This is a genomic window from Microthrixaceae bacterium (genome assembly GCA_023957975.1).
Classification (GTDB): domain Bacteria; phylum Actinomycetota; class Acidimicrobiia; order Acidimicrobiales; family Microtrichaceae; genus JAMLGM01.
Genome location: JAMLGM010000003.1, coordinates 347093 through 370965 on the forward strand (window position 1 = coordinate 347093; position 23873 = coordinate 370965).

21 protein-coding genes and 1 pseudogene are annotated in these 23873 nt (G+C 67.6%); 1 reads left to right on the forward strand and 21 read right to left on the reverse strand.

Annotated elements, in window-relative coordinates:
• Nucleotide 1: 1 nt before the first annotated feature.
• Nucleotides 2–469, reverse strand: a pseudogene (locus M9952_06540) (bacterial proteasome activator family protein).
• 241 nt (nt 470–710) lie between these two features.
• Nucleotides 711–1820 (reverse strand): alkaline phosphatase family protein, encoded by a 1110-nt coding sequence (locus tag M9952_06545; protein MCO5312581.1) that lies wholly within the window; start codon nt 1818–1820, stop codon nt 711–713.
• 106 nt (nt 1821–1926) lie between these two features.
• Between M9952_06545 and M9952_06550 the strand changes: the two genes are divergently transcribed.
• Complete coding sequence (locus M9952_06550; protein MCO5312582.1) at nt 1927–2373, forward strand: Rrf2 family transcriptional regulator; 447 nt, start codon at nt 1927–1929, stop codon at nt 2371–2373.
• A gap of 30 nt (nt 2374–2403) precedes the next feature.
• On the opposite strand, the gene M9952_06555 is transcribed toward M9952_06550, so the two are convergent.
• The 19 genes from M9952_06555 to M9952_06645 form a co-directional block, all read right to left on the reverse strand.
• A complete protein-coding gene (locus tag M9952_06555; protein ID MCO5312583.1) occupies nt 2404–3396 on the reverse strand; it encodes an RluA family pseudouridine synthase in 993 nt (330 codons plus the stop codon).
• Entirely contained in the window at nt 3393–4001 is a 609-nt protein-coding gene (locus tag M9952_06560; GenBank protein MCO5312584.1) for a signal peptidase II, read from the reverse strand. The genes M9952_06555 and M9952_06560 overlap by 4 nt, the downstream gene beginning before the upstream one ends.
• Nucleotides 4002–4010: 9 nt before the next feature.
• Nucleotides 4011–4826: a TraR/DksA C4-type zinc finger protein gene (locus tag M9952_06565; GenBank protein ID MCO5312585.1), complete on the reverse strand. Its 816-nt coding sequence runs from the start codon at nt 4824–4826 to the stop codon at nt 4011–4013.
• A 164-nt stretch (nt 4827–4990) separates the two neighbouring features.
• Entirely contained in the window at nt 4991–6430 is a 1440-nt protein-coding gene (locus tag M9952_06570) for a DivIVA domain-containing protein (GenBank protein MCO5312586.1), read from the reverse strand.
• Nucleotides 6431–6517: 87 nt separating this feature from the next.
• A complete protein-coding gene (locus M9952_06575) occupies nt 6518–7171 on the reverse strand; it encodes a cell division protein SepF (protein ID MCO5312587.1) in 654 nt (217 codons plus the stop codon).
• Between the two features lie 76 nt (nt 7172–7247).
• Nucleotides 7248–7994 carry a polyphenol oxidase family protein gene (locus M9952_06580; GenBank protein MCO5312588.1) on the reverse strand — a complete coding sequence of 249 codons (747 nt, stop codon included), beginning with the start codon at nt 7992–7994 and terminating at the stop codon, nt 7248–7250.
• A gap of 3 nt (nt 7995–7997) precedes the next feature.
• Nucleotides 7998–9107, reverse strand: a complete 1110-nt coding sequence (gene ftsZ, locus M9952_06585; protein ID MCO5312589.1) for a cell division protein FtsZ — start codon at nt 9105–9107, stop codon at nt 7998–8000.
• A gap of 205 nt (nt 9108–9312) precedes the next feature.
• Nucleotides 9313–10635 (reverse strand): FtsQ-type POTRA domain-containing protein, encoded by a 1323-nt coding sequence (locus tag M9952_06590; protein ID MCO5312590.1) that lies wholly within the window; start codon nt 10633–10635, stop codon nt 9313–9315.
• Entirely contained in the window at nt 10632–11651 is a 1020-nt protein-coding gene (gene murB, locus M9952_06595; GenBank protein ID MCO5312591.1) for a UDP-N-acetylmuramate dehydrogenase, read from the reverse strand. Before murB ends, M9952_06590 begins: the two co-directional genes overlap by 4 nt.
• A complete protein-coding gene (gene murC, locus M9952_06600) occupies nt 11648–13060 on the reverse strand; it encodes a UDP-N-acetylmuramate--L-alanine ligase (protein MCO5312592.1) in 1413 nt (470 codons plus the stop codon). Before murC ends, murB begins: the two co-directional genes overlap by 4 nt.
• An 8-nt stretch (nt 13061–13068) precedes the next feature.
• Complete coding sequence (locus tag M9952_06605) at nt 13069–14262, reverse strand: UDP-N-acetylglucosamine--N-acetylmuramyl-(pentapeptide) pyrophosphoryl-undecaprenol N-acetylglucosamine transferase (protein ID MCO5312593.1); 1194 nt, start codon at nt 14260–14262, stop codon at nt 13069–13071.
• Nucleotides 14259–15752, reverse strand: coding sequence for an FtsW/RodA/SpoVE family cell cycle protein (locus tag M9952_06610; GenBank protein ID MCO5312594.1), 1494 nt, complete (start codon nt 15750–15752; stop codon nt 14259–14261). The genes M9952_06605 and M9952_06610 overlap by 4 nt, the downstream gene beginning before the upstream one ends.
• The gene (gene murD / locus M9952_06615) at nt 15749–17119 is read right to left on the reverse strand and encodes a UDP-N-acetylmuramoyl-L-alanine--D-glutamate ligase (GenBank protein MCO5312595.1); all 1371 of its coding nucleotides are present in this window, start codon (nt 17117–17119) and stop codon (nt 15749–15751) included. The genes M9952_06610 and murD overlap by 4 nt, the downstream gene beginning before the upstream one ends.
• The gene (gene mraY, locus M9952_06620) at nt 17119–18204 is read right to left on the reverse strand and encodes a phospho-N-acetylmuramoyl-pentapeptide-transferase (GenBank protein ID MCO5312596.1); all 1086 of its coding nucleotides are present in this window, start codon (nt 18202–18204) and stop codon (nt 17119–17121) included. Before mraY ends, murD begins: the two co-directional genes overlap by 1 nt.
• Nucleotides 18171–19631 (reverse strand): UDP-N-acetylmuramoyl-L-alanyl-D-glutamate--2,6-diaminopimelate ligase, encoded by a 1461-nt coding sequence (locus M9952_06625; protein MCO5312597.1) that lies wholly within the window; start codon nt 19629–19631, stop codon nt 18171–18173. The genes mraY and M9952_06625 overlap by 34 nt, the downstream gene beginning before the upstream one ends.
• A complete protein-coding gene (locus tag M9952_06630; GenBank protein MCO5312598.1) occupies nt 19624–21771 on the reverse strand; it encodes a penicillin-binding protein 2 in 2148 nt (715 codons plus the stop codon). The genes M9952_06625 and M9952_06630 overlap by 8 nt, the downstream gene beginning before the upstream one ends.
• 12 nt (nt 21772–21783) lie before the next feature.
• Nucleotides 21784–22191 (reverse strand): cell division protein FtsL, encoded by a 408-nt coding sequence (locus M9952_06635; protein ID MCO5312599.1) that lies wholly within the window; start codon nt 22189–22191, stop codon nt 21784–21786.
• The gene (gene rsmH / locus M9952_06640; protein ID MCO5312600.1) at nt 22191–23162 is read right to left on the reverse strand and encodes a 16S rRNA (cytosine(1402)-N(4))-methyltransferase RsmH; all 972 of its coding nucleotides are present in this window, start codon (nt 23160–23162) and stop codon (nt 22191–22193) included. The genes M9952_06635 and rsmH overlap by 1 nt, the downstream gene beginning before the upstream one ends.
• Entirely contained in the window at nt 23159–23605 is a 447-nt protein-coding gene (locus M9952_06645; GenBank protein MCO5312601.1) for a hypothetical protein, read from the reverse strand. Before M9952_06645 ends, rsmH begins: the two co-directional genes overlap by 4 nt.
• Nucleotides 23606–23873 lie beyond the last annotated feature (268 nt).

A 23873-nucleotide genomic window follows, 5' to 3' on the forward strand; every position in this document is an offset into this window, starting at 1 on the left:
ATCAGATGTAGCCCGGGCCGCCTGCCGGCCGCCCATCGGCCGACCACCCGTCGACCGGGCGCCCGCCCGACCCCGGCATGGACATCTGACCGCCCTGGCCCGGTTGCGCTGCGCCCGGAGGCAGCTGCCCACGCATCTGCATTTCGATCTGATTGCGCGCCGCAAGCTGCTGGGCCATCAAGCTGGCCTGGATGCCGTGGAACAGGCCCTCGAGCCAACCGACGAGCTGGGCCTTGGCGATGCGCAACTGTGCCTCGGTCGGCACGCTGTCCTCGCCGAAGTCGAGCGTGAGGCGGTCGAGTTCCTCGCCCAGCTCCGAGGACATGGCGGAGCGCAACTCGGCGATCGAGTTCTCGTAGATGTCGCGAAGCTGCTCTCGCGCCGGCTCGTCGAGGCTGGTGGTGTGGACCTCGTCGAGAAGCTGCTTGATCATTCCGCCGATACGGATCAGCTTCGCCGGCGACTCGATCTCGGCCTCGTCGTCGGCCTCGTCGCCGGGCGCCGCGGCCGCCGAGTCGCCCTCGGCCCCGTTCGACGACACCGAACCGCCGGCGTGTGCGTGGCCGCCGGCCGAGGCCTCAGGCGGGACGCCGTCCGACACGACGTCGGGAGACAACAACTCGGGTTCGCGAGACTCAGGCATGGTCCCGATGTTAGCCACCACCCCCGACAGCCTCGTCGTGCACCATCGGAAGTGCCGGAGGTGAATCTCAGGTGCGATGCACCAGCAGTGGAACGTACATCTCGGGCGCCGTGAGCGAGCCGTGCCGGCCCTTCAGATCGTACGGGCCGGTGTCGGTCGGCTCTTCGAAGGCCACCGGTTCGAACGGAACGATCGCGACGTCGCCCAGCCTCGACGCCGCGGCGGCGGTGACCGTCGGACCGAACCACCCCTCCTCGATGCACTGCTGGCGGCTGCGCACCCAGGCCACGTCGCTGTGGTGTGCGAGCGCCGCCTCATAGAGGTCCTCCGCAGCGCCGGGCATCGCGTGCAGCCATCGAAAACGCGCTTCGCCCGATTGGAAATCGACGTGGCTGAGCACCTCGGGTGCCGGGCGGACCTTGTCGGGGCAGTCGATGTGGCCGTGATCCGCGGTGATCACCAATGCGGCGCACTTCGGCATGACCGAAATGAGATACCTCAAGATGCCGTCGACCGCGACGAGTTCGGCGTCGTAGTGCTCGTCGAGACCGTATTCATGCGCGACCTTGTCGATGCCGTCGTAATACACGTAGATGAACGGCTCGCCGCGCTTGGCCAGATGCGCCACCTCGATGGCCATCGTGGAGGGCATTCGATACCCCATATGACGGGCATTGTGCAGGTGCGCGGCGGTGAAACCGGAGTGTTCGAACTCGGCACGCACCACGATCGGCGGACGCTGCGACATGAACGGATCGTGGGGATTGATGGTTCTCGGCGGAATCGCACCGCGGGCATCGCCGCGATGAGTCGTCCAACGCAACACGTTCAACACGTCGCGATCGATGGCGATTCGGTACCCGATCACACCGTGTTCGCCGGGCGTCAACCCCGTCGTGATCGAGGTCAGCGCCGTCGCGGTGGTCGACGGGGCAACGGTGGTGATCGGCATCGCCTCGAACTGCGCCAGCGTGGGCAACAACGACAGACGCTGTTGCATCTGTTCCCAGCCGAGTCCGTCGAGCACCAGCACGATCGTCGTGTCGGCATCGATCGCGCCGCGAGGCATCCAGGAGGGAGCCTCCTCTGGATCGCCCAGGACGGCCGGGATGATTCCGGCGTTGCATGCCCCGCCGTAGTCGGGAAGCACGGGTTGTGGAATGGAGTCGCTCGTCACTGACCCCCACGGTAGTGCCGCCGGCGCCGACACGGACACCGACTGCGCACCCTCTCCGCATCGGCGCCGACACCCGCTTGCCACGCTTCGGCCTACGATTGGCGCCGTGAAGGTTTCCACCCGCGGCGACTACGCCTCACGAGCACTGCTGTCGCTCGCGCTCCACGAGTCCGACGGTCCGACCTCGGTGCGCGATATCGCCGAGCGCACCGGCCTGCCGCAGCCGTATCTCGAACAGATCCTCCTGGCGCTGAAGGGCGCCGGCCTCGTTCGTTCCAAGCGTGGCGTCGGCGGCGGCTATGTGCTCGCCCGTCCGCCCGAGGAGATCACCCTCGCCGAGGTCGTGAGCGCCGTCGACGGTCCGATTCAGGCGGGCGATTTCGGCAAACCCCACACCAACGGCTCATGTGACCACGAAGGGCAGTGCGTGTTGTTGGCGATCTGGGGAGACGTCGGCGACAAGATGCAACAGGCGCTCACCGCCTACACCCTCGCCGACATCTCGGCCATCAGCGCAGGCGATCGCCCCTGGCCGGAATCCGCCGGCACCTGAGGCCGCCGCTGCGTCGGCTCGGCCGGGGCCTCACCCCTCGAGCGGTTGCCCATCGGCGTCATATCCCTCGAACGGATCGGGGAGTTCCTCGACGGGGGCGTCGGTGAGCCACGACAGCGTGCCCAGAAGCGCTCCGAGGTCCTCGGCGAGTTCGCTGTGGAACTCGACGTCGTCACCGGTGCTCGGGTGGGTGAACAGCAGCCGACGAGCGTGGAGGAACGGTCGGGTGATGCCCAACAGTGGGCGGCGCCCGCCGTAGACGTCGTCGCCGGCGACCGGATGGCCGATGCTGCGCAGGTGGACCCGAATCTGGTGGGTTCGACCGGTTTCGAGCCGGAGGCGCAAACGGGTCATCGGCTGCGGATCGTTGAACTGCTCGATGACCTCGTAGTGGGTTCTGGCGAAGCGGCCATCGGCGCTGACGGTCATGAGCAACGGATTGCGCCGGGATCGCCCGACGGGGGCATCGATCGTGCCGGTGGCGGGTTCGACCAGCCCCCACACCAACGCCTCATATTCTCGTTCGACCGCGTGGGTTGCGAGTTGCTCGACGAGGTCGTCGTAGGCCTGCGGTGTCCGAGCGACGACCATGAGCCCCGACGTGCCCTTGTCGAGGCGGTGCACGATTCCCGGCCGGTGGCGCTCCCCCACGTCTTCAAGTTCAGCGAAGCGGGCCAGCAGGCCATTGACCATCGTGAGTTCGTCGTGGCCCGCTCCGGGATGCACGATCATGCCCGCGGGCTTGTCGATGACGATGACCGACTCATCCGCGTAGACGACCGGGACCTCGACCGAGGCGTCGGCCACCGGCGGTTGCTCGGCGATGTGGGGATCCTCACTGACAATGACGATCTGATCGGTGCGCACCCTCGCCGAGGGTTTCGTGATGACCTTGTCGTCGATTCGCACGGTCTGGGCGGCGATCGCTGCGGCCGATTCCGCCCGGGTACACCCGGTGAGCATCGCGACGACCCGGTCGATTCGCTCGCCCGAGAGCGCTGGCGGGATGACTTCGGAAATCACGGCTCGGTGCTGGGTTCCGGCTCGGTGCTGGGTTCCGGCGCTTCTTCGGGAGCGCGCCAGACGGCCACCGCCAGGAGAAAGCCACCGACGACGACCGCCATGTCGGCGACGTTGAAGGTCGCCCAGTAGCGGCTGTAGATGAAGTCCACCACTGCGCCGCCCATGAAACCGCGGTCGAGCGTTCCGGGCGCAGCCGGGCGCAATCCCCGGTCGATGAGGTTGCCGAGGGCTCCTCCGACGATCGCTCCCATGACGAGGCGCTGCGCGAGCGAGACATTGCGCGAGAACACCGCGAGGGTCACGATCACCGACACGACCACGATCGAGATGAGCGCGCCGGACCCCCAGCCGATGCTGAACGCCATCCCCTCGTTGAACGCCAGGCAAAAGCCGAGCGCCGGACGCTCGACCAACGAATTGCAGCGATCGAGACCGCTGAAGATCCAGTCGCCGTTCGCCCAGGCCTTGGTGATCTGATCGATCACCAAAACGCCGAGCGCTATGGCGATCATCGGCAGGTAGGTACGCAGACCTCGGTGCGACGGCGCCGACGCCGTGGCCGAAGTCGTCGTCGACGCGACGACGTTGCCGTCGGAGGAGTTCACGTCCGGAGACTACAGACGGCCGAAGCCGCCGACCTTGTATTCGACCCGCTCGGTCGCCCACGGAATCGCCTTGAGGCGCTCCTCGGGAATCGCCAGGCCGGAGGCGGCACAGATGCCGTAGGTCTTGTTGGCGATGCGTTCGAGCGCAGCGTCGATTTCCTCGACCGTCGATCGGGCACGCGCTGCCAGCTCGAGGTCCTGGTCGCGGGCCACCGCCAAGGTGTCGCCCTCACCGGACTCTTCGTCGAATTGCACGTCGCCGGGTTCACGATTCGCGGTCAGCGACTGTGCCTCTTCGAACAGGACCTCGGCTTGACGCGAGTAGGTCGCTCGCTCGTCGAGCAGCATCGCCTTTTGCGACTCCAGGAACTTGGCGTCGTAGGGCGATGTGGTCAGGCGGGGCTCGGGATTCGCACCCGGACGAGGAAGCGAGCCCAACACCGACCTGACCGGAGAGACCGGCGGGGCCGTCTTTGCCGGTGCCTTGGCCGTCGCGGCCGTCTTTGCGGCCGTCTTCGCCGGCGCCTTCTTGGCCGGGGCCTTCGCCGTCGCGGCCTTCTTTGCCGGAGCCTTGGCCGGGGCCTTCGCCGTCGCGGCCTTCTTTGCAGGTGCCTTGGCCGGGGCCTTCGCCTTCGCCGGAGACTTGGTCGCCGCCTTCGCCGGAGCCTTCTTGGCCGGAGCCTTCTTTGCGGCGGGAGCCTTGGCCGGAGCCTTCTTGGCCGGAGCCTTCTTTGCGGCGGGAGCCTTGGCCGGAGCCTTCTTGGCCGGAGCCGCCTTCTTCGCCGATGTCGCTGCCTTGGACGTCGTCGCCTTCTTCGCTGGCATGCTCCCCCTTCAGTCTCGGAACCTGACAAGCCACCTGCGTCGTTCGCCGGTCGGCCAGGATGCTGACTCGAAAGCGAAGATGCGCGGGCGGCAGCATAGACGCCCCGCAGACGGTTTGCGACTCATCTCCTCGCAGCCAGGTGATTCATCGCCCGGCCCAACGGCTATCGACGACGGCCGAAGCGACGCGTCTGACGCTCGTCGTCGCCGCCGAAGAACCGCTCCATCGCCTCGTCCTCGCCGCCATCGGAGACGGCGAGCGCCTCGTGAAGGTCCTGGGCGTAGCGATCCTCACCGATCTCGGGCAGACCGACCGCGGCCACGGGTTCGTCGCCCGCGAAGGCGTCGACGCCGTAGTCGGGCTGCGGCTCGGGGGTGAACCCGTCGGAAGTCATCGACAACCCGCTGACCTCGCGCCAGCTCCCGGGGGCCCATGGATCGCTCGCACCCTGGCTCTGGGGCTCCGACGGGGACTCCCATCCCTCATCGAAACCCGTATCGAACCCGGCATGGTCAACCGGCGACGCAGCGGGGCTGTCCTCTCCGAACGCCTCGGCGGCCGGAAGTGGGCTGGGGGTGTCGAAGTCGACCGGGTCGGTCTCGACGACGAACGAACCGGGATCGACACTCGCCGACTCCGCCTCCGGATCGAGATACTGCAACGGAACCGGCGCACCGGCATCGGTGCCATAGGCACCCGATTCCGCCTCGGCGCTCTCGGCCGAATCGAAGGTGTCGGCGATCGCCGGCGCAGGCTGCGCCTCGCCAGGTTCCGCAGCAACTACCGGATCGGAGACGGAGGACCCGGTTTCGGCACTCGCCAGGAAGGTTGGGCTCTGCGGGGAGGAAGCGCCGCCGGTGCCCGTGTCGACGGCCGTATCGGTAGCCGTGTCGCGGAACTGCGCAGGCGCCGGAAGCTCGATTCCGGGCAGCGGCGGACGAAGCATCCGCTCGGGGCTGTCGAGCGCCGCGGTGATGTGATCGACCAGCCCGCTCAACGCAGCGCGGTACTCCTCCACCCGCGTCTCGATGGCGGCGAGTTGGGTGACGCTTGAGGCCCGCTCCGAATCGAGCGTTGCGATCTCCGCGAGCACCTCGTCGCGCCGAGCGCCATACTCGCGTGCGGCCTGCTCGGACGCCTCCTGAGTCATCTGGTCGGCCGACGCCCGTGCGGCGCTGACCACGCGGTCCGCCTCGACTCGAGCATCGCGGGTGATCCTGTCGGCGTTGGTGGTCGCGTCGGCCACGAGCTTGGCCGCATCGGACTTGGCCTCCGCAACCGCGCGCTCCGCAGTCTGCGACGCCAACATCAGGGTCCGCGCCGCCTCGGCAGCGGTCGCCTCGTCGGATACCGACGAAGGGCTCGGCGCAACCACGGCCTGCGCCGGCACCGCCGCCGCAGCCTGCGCTGCACTCAACGCCTCGCGAAGGCGCACGATCTCCTGTTCGGCCGAACCGGCACGTGCGAGCGCATCGTCGCGTTCCAACCCAAGTGCGTCGAGCTGACCGCTCAGCTGGAGCAGGTACGCGTCGACCTCATCGATGTCATAGCCGCGGAACTTCTCGTTGAAGTCATACGGAAGTCGCTGTGGAGTCTGGTCCATGCCCGCATGCTAGCGACGTGGTCGACAAAACCGGCGCACGCCGAGCCGATTTCGTGGCGAGGTGCCGTCGTGGGCACCCACGGCCATTCAGTCGTCGAGAATGCCGCGCTCGCGAAGGCGACGACGCTCCTCGCTCGACAGTTCGACGTCGGCTGGAGTCAGCAGGTACACCGATGCCGCCAGCCGTTCGACCGAGCCTCCGAGGCCATACGCCACACCACTCGAGAAATCGAGCATCCGGCGTGCCAACCCACGATCGAGTTCGTTCAGAATCACGATCACCGGCTGATTCTTCTTGAAGTGGTCGCCAACCTCTTGGGCGTCGTTGAACGAGCTCGGGGTCACCGTGTGCGGACGGGCGCTGGCGGGAGTTGCCGGGATGGGCCGAACGGCGCTGGAGCGCGGACGGACCGGCTCGGCCGACGTGGTGGTGCGAGCCGCGGTGGGCAACACCCGAACCGCCGACGGTTCGGCCGAATCGCCCCAGTCGTCATCGGGCTCGACGCGGCTCGACGCCGCTCGCTGCGACGGCCCACGCGCCCCGCCGGAACGAGGACCGGCGCCGCGTTGGGCAGGGTTGGGAACCGCTCGCACCACCGGGTTCGAAGGCGCCGGCGCGACCTGAGGCTCGTCGTAGTAGACGTCGTCATCGTCGTAATCGTCGTAGTCGTCGTAGCCGTCATAGCCGTCATCGGGACCCAGCCCCAGCCATGACATTCCCTTGCGCAGCATCCCCGACATCAACTCCTCCTCGGCAGGCGTCCACAGTCTTGCGCATTGAGGCGGCACACAAGCGGACCTGAGGGCCTACAACCTACTACGCAGTGTCGTGGTCGCCGGGTGCGGGCGTCGCTTCAGGTACTCCGAGGCGAATTGCTGCCGCCTGGCGGCGCGCCTCAGCGCGGCTCCGATGGGACGCGAACTGCGGTTCCCCGTTCACCGTCGAGGTCGCGGTACACCACGCGAATTCGTCCGAAATCTCGTCAACCCCGACACCGGCGAGCGCGACTCTGGCGGCCGCGACGACATCGAGCGCTGGACGGGATGCGACGGTGGCAGCGATCACCTCGGGACCGAACCGGAACGCCATCGTCGTCAGGTCGGCCTCGGAGAACTCGTAGTGCGGCGCCGAAATACAGGGTCCGATCCACGCTCGAATCGCTCCCGCGCCGAGCTCGCGCATCGACTCAACCGTGCGTTCGATGATGCCCTCATACAGTCCGCGCCAACCTGCGTGGGCTGCGGCGACCACCTCGGCACCGTCGACCGATGCGAACAGGACCGGCACGCAGTCCGCGCTCTGCACCGCGACCACCACTCCGGGAACCGAGGTGACGAGCCCGTCGCCTTCGGCGCCGAGATGGTCACCCGGCGCGTCGACGATCATCACGCGGTCGCCGTGGACCTGACGCAACGCAGTCCACGGCCCCGCCATCAGACGTTGCCGGGTACGCCCGAGGACACCGGCCTCGGAGTCGATGGCGAAGTCACCGTCGGCGGCCTCGGAGAACGCGAGGCTGACCGGCTGGCGCCCCGGTGATTCAAACGTCGCCCGAAGGGCCACGGGCTACTTCAGGAACGAGGGGATGTCGAACTCGGTCTCGTCGTCGTCATCGTCGTCACCGAACACATCTGCGATGGGCGGCTCGGATTCGACAGAACGCGAACGCCGTTCGCTCAGGTTCGACGGAGCACGGCGCGTCGGAACCGCAGCCTTCGGATCTTCCCAGCGCTCGAATCCGGCGCCGATCACCGTCACCCGCACCTCGTCGCCCATGTCGTCGTCGATGGTGGTGCCGAAGATGATGTTGGCCTCGGCGTGAGCCACCTCGTGAACGACCGTCGCGGCCTCGTTCACCTCGTGCAGGGTGAGCGCGGAACCGCCGCAGATGTTCAACAAGATGCCGCGTGCGCCGTCGATCTCGCTTTCGAGCAGCGGCGAACTGATCGCCTGGCGCGCCGCCGCGGTGGCACGACCTTCGCCCGAGCCGTAACCGACACCCAGCAGCGCGGTGCCGGCCGCGCTCATGATCATCTTCACATCCGCGAAGTCGGTGTTGATCAGACCCGGGGTGGTGATGAGGTCGGTGATGCCTTGAACGCCTTGCAACAACACCTCATCGGCCATGCGGAACGCGTCGAGCACCGAGGTCTTGTCGTTGGCAACCGACAGAAGCCGATCGTTCGGAATGACGATCTGGGTGTCGACGTTCTCCTTCAACTTGGTGATGCCCTGTTCGGCCTGCACCGAGCGGCGACGCCCCTCGAACAGGAACGGACGGGTGACCACAGCGATCGTGAGCGCTCCGACCGTTTCCTTGGCGATGTTGGCCACCACGGGAGCGGCGCCGGTGCCGGTGCCGCCGCCTTCGCCGGCGGTGATGAACACCATGTCGGCTCCCCGCAACACCTCTTCGATCTCGTCGCGGTGCTCGACCGCCGCCGCCTCACCGACGTTCGGGTCGGATCCGGCTCCGAGTCCGCGGGTCGCATCGCGGCCGATGTCGAGTTTCACATCGGCGTCGCTCATCAACAACGCCTGAGCGTCGGTGTTGATCGCGATGAACTCCACGCCCTTGAGCCCGGCATCGATCATCCGGTTCACGGCGTTGCATCCGCCGCCGCCGATGCCGACGACCTTGATCACGGCGAGGTAGTTCTGAGGGTTGTGGGCCATCTGGCGAGACCTCCGGGCCAACCGGTCTGCGGCTGTTGCGGGTAGTTGCGGATCGGAACGATCGGGGACGATCTTGGGTGGTGGCCCGAACCGGCACTTGGTGCAGCGTCCGGACCGCGACACTGTAGTAGAGCACGGTTGGGTTGTCGCGATTAAGTCGATCGGCGCCGCGCCTGGCCGGCGCCGGCACGTGTTCCCTTCAGGTTTACGCGCCGCCGTCGGCTCCGGGCTCTCGGTTGTTGCCCGTGGCCGTCGCCGCTGGGGTGGGGGGCGCGACGATCCCTTCGGATCGAGGGTCCACCGCCGCGGGTTGCGGTGCTGAGTCGACGACCGCAGGCTCCTCGGCCACCGGGTCGACGACCGCCGGCTCCACCGGCGCTGATTCGGTGGGCGACTCCGCTGGTGGCACCGCGTCTCGAGGGCGAACTGGGGGATGACAGTTCGGCGACCGGCGCATCGTGGGGGCCCTCGGGACCCGCACGTCGATCTGACACACGCCGGTTCGATCGACATTGGAGGTCAACATGGTGGTCAGCGACGACACCTTCGCCGGAGCCTTGTCGACGGTGCCGAACAGAACGGTCGCGTCGTTGGTCAGGGTGAAGATCAATTCCCCGGCCTCGCTGAACTCGATCTCCGCGATCTGCGCCGTCACGGCGAAGGGCAGGGACGCGACGACGTCGACCGCGGCGCCGATCGCGGGAGGAAGCGCCCCGCCCACCTCGACATCGAGGTCGTCGTGCACCAGAACCCGCCGGATGTAGTCGGTTTCGTGCGCCTCGCGAACGACGACGCCGCCCTTCGCGACGATGAACGACCTCTCGGTGTTGGTCACCGCGGCGACCAGGGGCCGGTCGGTCACTCGAATTCGAACCTCGTTCGGCCACGCACGCTCGACGGCGACCCTGCCAAAGCGCGGGTCTGCGCCGAGCGCGGCCTCGACCTCGCCGAGTCGGGTGGTGATCATCGAGTCTCCGAGGGCCAAACCGGTGACGCGCTCCACTTCTGCCAGATCGAGGGAATCGGAACCGACGATCGTGATGCGATCGACGTCGATCAGCGGCGAATGAATGGCCACGAACAGCGCCACAACGGCCAGCGGCGTGCCTACGATCATGGCGATGCGCCGACGTTTGGACCGTCGGCGTTGTGTGGCCACCCCGTCTCGACGAGCGATCATACGCGGGTCGACCGGCGGCGCCTGGAAGCCCGCCTCGCCGTCTTCGGCGCCCAGCGGGAGATCGAGCGCGCTCCGCTCGGAGGCGTCGCGCCCGAGCGGACCGCGGGTCGGCGCCTCCGACTCGACCGGGGTGTCGGAGTCGCGCACCCCAGCGGCGTCCACAGCGGCGAACGTTTCGGTCGTATACCCGATGCCGCCGGATCCGACGAGCAGCGCCTGGCGTTCGACCGCGGGCAACTCCTGGGTCGTGAGGTCAATCACCAACTCGTCGTCCTCGTTGGTGACCGGGGAGGCATTCGTCGGGTTGACCGGCGAGTCGGGCGAGGGAGAGGGCGAGGGAGAGGTCACCGTGCCCCTCCGATCCGTTCGAGTACCGAGGCGTCGAACCCGACCATCACCGTTTCGGGATGCAGTTGTATTCCGTGTCGGTCGCGCACCGCCTCGATCACCGCGATCATGACCTCCGCGACGTCGTTCGCCGAGCCGTCGGCATCGACCTGGATGAAATTGGCGTGCTTGGTCGACACCTCGGCGCTGCCGATGCGCAGTCCCTTACAACCGGCCGTGTCGATCAGCCGTCCGGCGCTGTCACCGGCCGGATTGGTGAAGACCGATCCGGCGTTGTGACCGCCGGGCTGGTGGGTGCGACGCCACTGCACGATCTCGCTCAACAGTTCCTCCCCCGCTGCGACCGCGGCGCCATCGTGGGCCTCGCGCAATTCAAGGGTCGCCTCGACCACGACCTGGTGCGGCCGGATGCTCGAGTGGCGATACGAGAACTCACAGGCGGCGGCGGGCATCGAGACATCTTGGCCGGTGCGAAGATCGACCACGCGGACCGACCGCACGACCGCGGCCATGTCGGAGCCGTGGCCGCCGGCGTTCATCCGTATGGCCCCGCCGATGCTGCCTGGCACCCCGACGGCCCACTCGAATCCGCTCAGCCCCGCGGCGACGCTTCGACGAGCCACGACCGGCAGCCGCGCCGCACCGCCGGCGACCAGCGTCGTCGAGTCGATCTCGATACGGTCGAACCCGGCTCCGAGGCGAATCGCCACGACCGGTGCGCCGCCGTCGGCCACCAACAGGTTGGAACCGTTGCCGACGATCAGCGTCTCGACGCCGTCGGTGCCGCGGTCCTCGTGGCCGTCCGTGTCGGCAGACCCACCCGAACGTCCGGCGAGGATTCGAGCGAGACCGGCCAGCTCCTCGGCGGTGTCGACCTCCACCAGAACCGCCGCCGCCCCGCCCACTCGATAGGTGGTGAATGGACCGAGCGGCACGTGCTCGCGCACCATCAACCCGCGGGCTCGCGCGTCGGCTGCCACCGCGTCCAACGCGTCGCCCATCGACGACGCGCTCACGACCGCCCCTGCGCCGTCAGCTGATCGATCAGCTGATCCGGAAGGGTCGTCAGGTCTCCCGCCCCCATCGTCAGGCACAGGTCCCCCGGCTGCAACAGCGCTGTCAACCCCTCGATGAGCTCGGCTCGAGTCGCCATCCACCGCACGTCCAGATCGGGGCTGGCCTCGCGCACCGCGCGAAGCACCAAGGCCCCGTCCACCCCGTCGATCGGGTGCTCCCCCGCGGCGTACACCTCGGTGATCACCACCACGTCCGCGGCATCGAAGGCCCCTGCGTAGTCGGCCCACACCGAGGCGGTACGGCTATAGCGGTGCGGCTGAAAGACCGCGACGAGGCGGCCTTCACGGTCGGGGCCGGACGACGCCGCGGACAACACCGCCCGAACCTCGGTGGGCATGTGGGCGTAGTCGTCGACGAACCGTACCCCTCCCGCGGCGCCGCGCTCCTCGAAACGCCGCCCGACGCCGCGGTAGCCGGCGATGCCCGTCGCGGCGGCCAACGGATCGATACCGACGGCCCAGGCGAGAACGAGCGCCGCGGTCGCGTTGAGCACGAGGTGATGACCCGGCAGGTCGACTGAGAGTTCCACGACCGAACCGTCGGGAAGCGAGACCTGCCAGGTACTGCCGGATCCGGTGTGGCGTTCGTCGAGAATCCGCGCATCGGCCGCGGTACTCGTGCCGTAGGTCAGCGTCCGCGACGAGGCGTTCGCCAACAGCACCGCCCCCGGGTCATCCGCACAGATCACCGTCGGCCCGTCGGTCTCGGCGACGAATCGACGAAACGCCGCGAGCAGGTCCTCCCAGGAGCCGTGGTGGTCGAGATGGTCGGGTTCGACGTTGGTGACGATCGCCCCGCGGCGAACCGCCGCGAGAAAGGTCGAGTCGCTTTCGTCGGCCTCCAGCACGAGCCACGGGCCGTCGCTCCAACGCGACCCGGTGCCGTAGGGCGACACCGTCGATCCGATGATGAAGCTCGGGTCGGCTCCGGCCGCATCGAGCGCGAGTGCGAGCAGGGCAGACGTCGTGGTCTTGCCATGGGTGCCCGACACGGACAGCGTCGAACGGGTGGCGGAGATTGCGGCCAGGAGGTCGTAACGGTGCATGACCGCGATCCCGCGGGCGCTGGCCGCAACGATCTCGGGGGTATCGGCAGAGATCGCCGTCGACACCGCGACATGGGTGGCATCGCGGAGGTTGTCGCCCCGGTGGCCGATCTCGACACGAACGCCGAGGTCGCGAAGCCGTCGCGTCGTCGTCGACTCGACGATGTCGGTACCCGAAACGACGTGGCCGAGCGCCACCAGCACCTCCGCGATCGCCGACATTCCGGCGCCGCCGATGCCGAGCAGGTGCACGTGCAGGGGTGCACCGCGAAGGTCCAACTCCACGCGATCGAACGGAACCATGCCGGCCATCATCGCCCTCCCTCAAGGATGGACGGATCCGGCAGTTGGGCCACCAGCAGGTCGGCGACTGCGGCCGCAGCATCGGGGCGGCCGAGGCGCCATGCCGCCTCCCCCATCCGAGCGAGGGACGGTCGATCCGCGACGAGCGGCGCCAGCACCTGTTCGAGGTGTTCTGCGGTACACCGGTCGTCGTCGACGAGCACCGCGGCGTGATCCCGAACGAGCGCCGCCGCGTTGTGGCGCTGGTGGTCCCCCGGGGCGATCGGCAACGGCACCAACACCGACGCCACACCGACGACCGCCAATTCGGCGACCGTGGTGCCGCCGCAGCGGCAGATCGCCAGATCGGCGGCGGCCAACACCAGGTCCATGCGCTCTTCGTATTCGACCGCCCGATACTCGACCGCGGCGGCCCCGTCCGCGCCGGAGCGTCCGCCGTCGAGGTCGGGGCCCTCGAAGCGTTCCCAGTCGCGCCTGCCCACGACGTGGTAGAAGGCGAGGTCGCAGCGCTCACTCCAGCGTTGGGCCAGTCCGACCACGGCCTCGTTGATCCGTCGGGATCCGAGCGACCCGGCAAACGCCGCGATGACCACGCGGTCCTCGTCGATGCCGAGTTCACGGCGCGCCGCACGTCGTTGTGCTTCGCGATCCTCCGGGGCGACCCGGCGCTCGAGGATGATGTCGCGAACGGGATTCCCGGTCACCCGCGCCCTCGGAAGATTCGAGCCCTCAAACGGCACCGCCGCAGCCACAGCGAATCGTCCGAACAGGCGATTTGCGGCGCCGGCGACGGCGTTCTGTTCGGCGATGACGATCGGCACCCGACACAACACCGCTGCGAAGGCTGCGGCCGCGCTCGCATATCCGCCCAGCATCAGCACCACCGCGGGTCGACGTCGACGCACGAGGCTCACAGCCGAAAACGCGGCGCTCAACAGCCCGGCAAGGGCACCGAGATTGTCGACCAGTGCCCGCGCAGTGACCTTTCGTTGAATGCCCCGGCCTGGCAACGCCACGAGTTCGATGCCGCTCGGGGGTACCAGCGCAACCTCCTGGCCACGGTCGGACCCCACCCACACCAGGTCGCCCCGCGCGACGCCCTTCGCGACCAGCGCCTCGGCAATCGAGAGTCCGGGCAGGATGTGTCCGGCGGTGCCTCCACCCGCGATGACGATCGGTCGAGACGTCTCCGACCCGGTCATCGCTGTGCCGCCCGACCGGTCGACGACCGACGCTGTGCAGGCTGCCGCGGTGCAGATTTCTTCGCTGCAGGTTGCCGCGCGGGCTGGCGCGCAGCAGGCTTCTTCGCTGCAGGTTGCCGTGTCGGCTGGCGCGCAGCAGGCTTCCTTGCTGCGGGCTGGCGCGCTGCAGACTTCGCGGGGGTGCGCCGCCGCGGGCGCGATTCGGTCGACCTGCCGTCGCTCGCCGCCAGCACCAGGGCACCTCGAGAGGGTGCCCGCTTGGCCAGACGCCGGTTCGAACGTTGGCGACGGCGAAGCCGCGCCTGGGCGGCGTCGCCCTCGCGGGCAACGCTCAGAAGCAGGCCCATCGCCGCAAGGCTCATCACCAGCGACGTGCCTCCGTAGCTGATGAACGGCAGCGTGAATCCCTTGTTCGGCAACACGCCGAGCACCACGCCGATGTTCACAAACGTCTGGATCGAGATCATCGTCGTGATGCCGATGGCCAAGAGCCGGCCGAACCGATCCGCCGCCTTGTAGGCGACCCGGATGCCGCAGACCAGGATCACGACATAGAGCCCGATCACGAGCATCGCGCCGAGGATTCCGAACTCCTCGGCGACCACCGCGAAGATGGCGTCGCTTTCCGCCTCTGGGAGATACCCCCACTTGGCGGACGACCCACCGGGGCCGACGCCGAACCAGCCGCCGTTGGCGATACTCGAAAGCCCGCCGAGCAACTGGTAGTTCTCGTGGTTTGCGTTCGACAGGGGGTCGAGGAAGCCCCAACGGTCCTTGTGATATCCGCGCTGGGACAACGCAAGAAACGTCGCACCAACCGGAATGGCCAGCCCGAACAGCGCGTCGAGTCGCGCCCCGGCGACGACCAACATCGTGGCGGCCACCGCCGCCAACACCACCGCGGTGCCGAGGTCGGGTTCGAGGTAGATGACAAACCCGGCCAACCCGACCACGACGGCGACCGGCATCACCGTGCGTCCTGGCAGATGCATCTCGCGTTCGCGCATCGCCAGCAGCCGGGCGACCCACACGATGATGGCGAGTTTGGCCAACTCCGACGGCTGGAAGGTGACAAAGCCGAAGGAGAACCAACGCCGGGCGCCGTTGTAGGTGCTGCCGAAAATCAGCACCGCGACCAGCAGGGTTGCGGCGGACCCCAGGGCGAGCGGGGCCAACAGCGACACTCGCCGGTACCCGACCTTGTAGCCCGCGAACATCAGGACCGCACCGATGCCGAGAAACAACGCGTGACGCGACAAGAAGGCCGTCGGTGCATCACCGCCGGCGATGGAGCGCACCGTGGTCGACGAAAACACCGCCACCAGGCCGACGCAACACAGCATGGTCACCGAGACCAGCAATGCCCAGAACTCGGTCGGTATCTCCCCTCGGGCAACCTCACGCCGCTCGCGTCGAATCCGCGACCGGGTTGCCCGGGCGTCCGGAAGTCGGCGACGTGGGTCGGTGCGCCCTCGCGATGACGTCATCATCGCGGCTCACCCGCCGTGGCGGTGACCGCCGCGACCGCCGCGACGAAATCGTCGCCGCGCTCGGCGTAGTTCTCGTACTGATCGAACGAGGCGCAACCGGGGCTCAACAACACGACGTCGCCGGGCTGAGCAAACCCTTTCGCCGCCTCCACCGCTTCGCGCATCGACGAGACGCTACGGCCTGGGCGCGGCCGAAGGACGGATACCACCTCGGGGCCGCTTTCACCGATTCCGACGACGGCGCGGACCCGATCCCGCAGGGTCGCAAGCTCCGACAGGTCGAGACCTTTGTTGCGGCCGCCGGCGATCAACACGACCGATTCGAAGCTTTCCACCGCGGCGCGCACCGCATGCGGGGCGGTGGCCTTGGAGTCGTCGACATAGCGCACACCGTCGACGGTCGCGATCGTTTGAACCCGATGGGCCAACCCCGAAAAGTGCGTGAGCGCGCTGGCGATTCCCTCCGGGGTCGCTCCGACCGTTCTGGCCAACGCTGCGGCCGCCAACGCGTTCGCGATGTCGTGAGGCAGATTGCGAGCCATGTCGTGGACCGCGATGAGCGTGTCCCCCTCGGGGGTGACGAGCCGACCATCGACCACGCTGTAGTGCCCGATGGTCGGGCGTGCCGAGTCCGGCGAAAGACCGAAGGTCACATACGTGGCCTCCCCCGTCCCGATGTACCCGCTCACGATCGGGTCCTCGGCGTTGGCCACCGCCATCTGAGCGGGGCCGAGGTCGCGCCAGCTGCGCGCCTTGGCCGCCTCGTAGTGCAGCATCGATCGGTGGACGTCGAGGTGGTCCGGAGCGAAGTTCAACCACGCGGCTGCCGCCGGGAGGAAACGCCGGGTCTGAGCGAGTCGAAACGACGAGGCTTCCACCACGAACACCGACACGTCATCGCGACCGATGGCCTCCACGAAGGGGATCTCGGTGTTGCCCACCGCGAGGCTGCGAACCCCCGAGGCCTCGAGCATCTCCACCACCAGGGTGACGACGGTGGTCTTGCCGTTGGTTCCGGTCACCGACACGAACGGGCGATCGTCGAAGGCCTGGGCCAGATCGAACTCGCTCACGAGCGCCACCCCGGCACCTTGTGCCGCGGCGAACACCGGATGCGACTCCGGCAGCCCGGGAGCCGGCACGAACGCGTCGACGTCCGCCACGAGCCATGCGATCTCGTCGCGACTCGCCGGCGTCTCGATTCCCAACCCCAGCGCCGCAGCTTCCGCGAGCTTGTCGGGGGTCGGGCGATCGTCGGCGACCACGACCCGGCGTCCGCGCGCCGTCAACGCCGCTGCGACCGCGGCGTTGGTGACGCCCCAGCCCCAGAGCAGTAGCGAGCGTTCGGCGAGTCGATCGACGGTCATCACAGCGTGTTGGTCACCTTGAAGAAGTCGTAATAGAACAGTCCCACCCCGACGGCGGTGCACGCGGCCGACAGCATCCAGAACCGGATGATCACCGTGGTCTCCGGCCAGCCGGCGAGCTCGAAGTGATGATGGATCGGCGCCATGCGGAAGATCCGGCGGCCGAACTTACGGAAGCTGATGACCTGCAGGATCACCGACACCGTTTCGGCGACGAACAACGCTCCGATCACCGGCAGCAGCAGCGCGGTGTTCGTCGTGAGCGCGAGACATGCGAACGCCACGCCGATCGCGAGCGAGCCGGTGTCGCCCATGAAGATCTTCGCCGGGTTGGCGTTCCACCAGAGAAACCCCCCGCAGGCGCCCATCATCGCGGCGGCCACCACCGCCAGGTCGAGGCCGACGGTCAGTTCGTCGCCGCCGACCAGGTTGTAGACGATCGGGTTTCGGAAGGTCCAGAACCCGATGAGCACGTACGCGCCGAACCCGAAGATGGCGCTGCCGGCGGCGAGGCCGTCGAGGCCGTCGGTGAGGTTTACCGCATTGGAGGCACCCACGATCAACAGCACCGCCCAGATCGCCCATCCGACCTTGCCGAGATCGGCCCACGATTCGAAGTTGTTGAATCGGGTGAAACTCAGCGTGGTGCTCTGTTTGGTCTGGGTGACCATCAACACCGAGAACCCGACCGCCACCGACAACAGGCCGAACATCTTCGCCCCCTTGCCGAGGCCGAGGTTGCGTTCGTTGCGGATCTTGATGAAGTCGTCGAGGAAGCCGACGAACCCGGCGCCGACGATGGCCATCATCACGTACAGCCCACGTTCGGTGTGGACCCCCCGGTAGCGGCCGCTCACGGCATAGGAAATGGCCGCCGAGATCACGATGGCGATTCCGCCCATGGTCGGGGTGCCCGCTTTGACCGTGTGGCCCTCCGGAACGTCCTCGTGGATCGGCTGACCGAACTTCAGCCGGGTCAACACGTCGATGAGGTACTTCGTTCCGAACAGCGAAAGCACCGAGGCCAGGCCGGCGGCCAGGAAGATACGAATCATGAGCGACCCCAATCGCGTGAGCGAAGCCATGCACGGGCAACCTCACGGTCGTCGAAGGGCAACACGGCATTGCCGATGGTCTGGGTCGTTTCGTGACCCTTGCCGGCGATGACGACCACGTCGCCGGGCCCTGCCGAGGCAAGGACCGCCTCGATGGCCTCGCGACGATCGACGATCGTGTCGTCGGTCCGTCTCCGACCGGCGTTGATGGCGTCGATGATGGCTCGAGGGTCCTCCGAACGGGGGTTGTCCGAGGTGACCGTCACCGAATCCGCCAGACGCTGGGCAACCTCTCCCATTCGCGGCCGTTTCGACGCATCGCGATCGCCGCCGCACCCGAACACGACGCGCAGGCGGCCGCCGGCCCCGTCGGCCGGATCGCACAGTTCGCGAGCCGCACCGAGAAGATTCTCCAGCGCGTCTGGGGTGTGCGCGTAGTCGACGACGACATGAAACGGCTGCCCCTCGGCGATCGTTTCAAAGCGTCCGGGTGGTGCGACGACGTGCGCCAAGGCCGCCGCAATGTCGGCCTCGCGATGGCCGAGCGCGCGCACGGCCTCCGCCGCGGCGAGCGCATTGGATACGTTGAAGCGGCCCGCCAGCGGCAACTCGACCGCTATCGAGCGCCAAACGAAGCTCGACCCCACCGGGATGAAGCGCAGATCCTCGACCTGGTCGAGCGAGAACGACGTGATGGCGATGGCGGCGACGTCTCGCAGGAGGCGGCCGTGGACATCGTCGACGTTGACGATGCCGCGATCGGTGAAGGTCGGTTCGAACAACCGGGCCTTGGCGTCGAAATACCGCTCCTGGCTCGTGTGGAAGTCGAGGTGATCGCTGCCGAGGTTCGTGAAGATCGCGGCGCGAAACCAGGTGCCGTCGACCCGGTGCTGGGCAAGCGCATGGGAGGAGACCTCGATCGCGACGACCGCGACACCGTCGTCGGCGAAGTCGCGCAGCGCCGCCTGGAGTTGCGGGGCCTCCGGCGTCGTTCGAGCGCCGGTCAACGTGCCGATCGTTGCCGCCCGAACCCCGAGGTGCTCGAGGATCTGAGCGATGAGGGTGACCACCGTGGTCTTGCCGTTGGTGCCGGTCACCCCGACCACCGCTACCTCAGACCTCGACGGATCGCCGGCGACCTTCGCCGCGATCGGGCCCATCGCCGAACGAACGTCGGCGACCAGGATCTGCGGCACGGCGATCGACAATGGCCGCTGCACCAGCAGCGCCGCAGCCCCGGAGTCGACCGCTGAACGTGCGAACTCGTGTCCGTCGTGGTCGGCACCGACCACACAACAAAACAGCGCGCCCGGTGCGACCTGACGCGAGTCGTGGGTGACCGCAACGATCTCGACGGTTCGCGAACCCGAGACCGACGCCCCGACCACGTCGCCGAGTTCGCCCAGGGTCACCGCCGGTCGCGACCCCAGGTGCGGCCCGGTCGCGCCGCTAGCCATCGCTCACCTCTGGGACCGTGGGCCCCCCGGACATCGCGGCCGGGTCGGTCGCGGGCGTCGTCGCAACGGCTGGCGCTGAGGTCTCCTCGCCGGGAATCGTGGTCGGCGCAATGGTGGTCGGCGGGGCCGTGGTGGGCGCCGGCGCGGCCTGGGCCCGCACCGGAGCTGAGGAATCCGACGCCAGCGCACTCGTGGAGATCGAGAATCGGCGCATGACCTCCTTGGTCAACGCCTGGAAGACCGGCCCGGCCGCCGTCGCTCCGAAGTGCTGTCCGCGGCCGGGTTCGTCGATCATCACCATGATCGTGATCTCGGGGCGATCCGCCGGGAAGAACCCGACGAAGCTCGCGGCGTAGGTACGGGTGGCGGCGGTTCCGTAGGTTCCGTTCTGCACCTTGTAGGCAGTGCCGGTCTTGGCGGCGATCTCCAAGCCGTCGATTTTGAACTTCGAGCCGGTGCCGCCGTCCTCGACGACGTCTTTGAGCCCGGCGGTGACCATGTTGGCCGCACCGACCGAGACGACGCGATGAGATTCGACCGTGTCCAGCGGGATGCTCTGGCCTTCGGCGTCGACGATCGAGCGGACGAGTTTCGGCGCCACGTACACACCGTCGTTGGCGATGGCGTTGTAGGCCCCCCACATCTGCAGCGGGGTGACGGTGATCGACTGCCCGATCGGAATGGATCCGATGTCGGAGCCGTTCCAGGTCTCCGCCGGCTTGACCTCGCCCGCCTGCTCCTTCGGCAGGCCCAGCGCCGTGTAGGAGCCGAAGCCGAACGAGTGCAGGTACTTCACGATCTCCTCGTTGCCGCCGTGCGCCGCCACCGCCTGGGCGATCTTGATCGTGCCGACGTTGGAGGACTCCGCGAGGATCCGCTTCGTCGTCATCGTTTCCGTCTCGTGTTTGTGGCTGTCGTTGATCGTCTTGTCGTAGAGCTTGATCGAATCCGGCACCTCAAAGGTCGTTTCCGGGGTCATCAATCCGAGGTCGTAGGCGGCGGCGATCGTGGCGACCTTCATCACCGAACCCGGCTCATACAGGCGTATCGCCTGGTTCAGCGACCCCTGCACCACATCGCCGGTCTCGGTACGGGAAACCGAGGCCATGGCCAGGATCTCACCGGTATCGGGGCGCCCGAGCACCACCGTGCCACCCTTGGCGTTGACCGCGGCGACCTGCGCTGCAAGTGCGGCCTCCGAATAGAACTGCAGCGCCCGATCGAGGGTCAGGGTGACATCGGCGCCGGCACGGGCCTGGCGCAGCACACGCTCGGTGCCCGGCACGTTGATCCCGTTGCGGCCCCGCTCGACCCGTTCGACCCCGTCGGTCGCACTCATGTCGTCGTCGTAGAGCTTCTCGACACCGGAGCGGGCCTCTTGTCCGAACGGATCGAGCGATCCGATGACTGAGCGGGCGAGGTTTCCGTTGGTGGCATGACGGATCTGATCGGGGTCGTAGATCAGCCCGTTGTAATCCCGTAGCGACTCCTGGGCCGCCTTGCGCTGGGCCGGGTCCTCGATCGCCGCGGCCTCCTTGCGCATCGCAGCAACCCGGTCTTGGAGCTGTGCCGCGATCTCGAGATCGACGTGGCGCTCGATGACCGAATACTCGGTGTCCGGCTTGCTCAGCGCATTCTGGACGGCGACCGGATCGAGCCCGACGACCTCGGCCACGACCGCTGCGACCGCTTCGGGGTTGGCGATCATCGTCGGGTCGGCGGCGAGCGTCCTGGTCGGGATGTCCATGACGAGCGCTTCGCCGTTGCGATCGAAGATCGTGCCGCGCAACTCCTTGAGCACCGTTTGTCGTTCGAACTTCTCTTTACCCTTTTGGCTGTAGACCTCGGCGTCCACCGCACCGATCCACACCAGGCGAACCACCATGACCATCGCCAGCGCCACGATCATGGCCCCGGGCAGCGCGAGGCGGTGCGTGTCTCTGACGGTGCGCGGGCCGACCGGACGCCGCGGGCTGACCGGACGGCGCGTACGGGGCGCGACGGTTCGCGCGCCGGTGGTTCGGGACGAGCCCGAACCACCGGACACACTGGCGCGGGCGCCGGGGAAGGACTTGCGAGCGCGGCCCGTGCGGGCGGCAGCGGGACGACGAGACGACGAGGCGGGGCGCTTGGAGGTCATGGCGACGGGCGTTCAGCCCTCACCTCCCGCCGTACCCACCACGACGGTGGCGGGGGTCACGATCTCAGAGGGTCGTGCCTGCACCATGCCGAGCTCGGTCTCGGCGATGCGCAGGATCTCCGAGGTCGACTGCAACATGCTCTCGTGTTGACGAAGGGACTTGTTCTCTTCCTGGATTCGGTTGATCTCCGAACGGACGCTGTCGAGACGCTGCTGGCGTTGCACCATGCGGATCTGCAATCCGACGGCGCCGAATGTGATCGCGACGAAGACCAGCATGGACACCATCACGATGGGCCGAACCCGACGAACCGTCTCGGCACGCTGGTGGACGGTGAGCTCTGGACGCCGCGGCGAAGCCTGGCGCGAAGCACCGTGAGCGTGACCGCGGGCGGTGCTGGAGGCGCGGGCAGCAGCCATCACGCAACTTCCTGAGGACGCTCCGTGAAGCGGACCGATTCCACGACACGGCGGCGCACCGACGCCGCGCGGGGGTTCTCGTCGATCTCCTCGGCGGACGCCTTCTGCGCACCCCGCTTGATCAATCGAGCCTGAGGTTCGGCGCCGCAGACACACTCGAGGCCCTGCGGGCACTCGCAACCGCCGGTCTCGGCCCGACGGAAGCGGTCCTTGACGATGCGATCCTCGCCGCTGTGGTAGCTGAGCACGACACATCGGCCGCCCGGCAACAGCAGGTCGAGCGCCTGGTCGAGCGCGTTGGACAGCGCAGCCAACTCGTCGTTCACCTCGATGCGGATCGCCTGAAACGAGCGATTGACCGGGTTGCCGCCGCGGCGCCGAGCCGGGGCGGGGATCGCACTGGCCACCACCTCGCTGAGTTGGGTCGTGGTCTCGATCGGTCGGGCATTGACGATCTGCTTGGCGATACGACGATGGAAACGTTCGTCGCCGTAGCGATGCAGCACCTCGGAGAGCTGCTCTGCGGTGTAGTCGTTCACGACATCGTGAGCGGTCAAGGTCTGTGATGTGTCCATGCGCATGTCCAGAGGTGCTTCGAGGCGATAGGAAAACCCACGATCTGCGTGATCGAGCTGCGGAGAACTCACGCCGAGATCGAGGAGAACCCCCGAGACGTGGTCTTCGCCAAGTCCACGAACGGCTTCGGCCATCTGGTCGAAGCGTCCGTGGTGAAACGCGACCCGGTCGCCGAAGCGAGCCAGGCGCTGACGTGCCACCTCGAGGGCGGCGGCATCGCGATCGATACCCAGGAGCCTCACGTCGGCTCGTGAATCCAAAATGGCGCTCGCATGGCCGGCGCCGCCGAGGGTGCCGTCGACGATGAGGCCCGGCGGCACCGTCGAAAACAGCTCGACGACATCGCCCAACATGACGGGCACATGTTCGAACGTCTCGTCGCTGAACCCGCTCAAAATCCCAGATCCTTGAACTTGAGGGCCTGGTCGGCCTTCGTCCGATAGGTCTCGACGGCTGCGGATTCGTCCTCGCCGCCGGGCACGATCGACAGGTAGTCGAGCCGGCCGCCGACCGTCACGAGTCCGGCGTCGAGATTGACCGCCAACCGCATGATCTTGGGGATGATGAGGCGACCCTGGGAGTCGACCGTGGCGTTTTCGGTCATCTGCATCAGATCGTCGATGTCAGAACGGCCCAGCCGGCCTTCGCGAAGCAGTTCCTCCATGCGGGCGACGACGTTGTCGAACCCCGATTCGGAGTAGAGCGCGAGGTGATCGCCCCGGTACATCAGCTTCGCCCGCTCCACGAAGTCGGGCCGGTACTGCGCCGGGACGAACAAGCGACCCTTGACGTCGAGCTTGATGACGTGGGTGCCGACGTAGGTGCGAAGGGCCGTCATCGGGCACCCCCGCGGGCCTCCGGTGTCGCAGCGCGGCCGTGGCAGCTGTCACAGCCACCACTTTCCACCACTTCACTGGTCCGGCACTCCATAACGCACCACTCTACGCAGTGACCACCCCACCACCGCTAGCGTTCGTCGCCGGTTTTTGGGAGATTTCTCGCGTTTTTTCGCGTTGGAGATGCCTTGAACATCATTCAGACATCATGAAAACCCCTTCCACGTTTGTGATTTCGAACGAGCGTTCCGAGCCCGTCCAGGCTTCGAT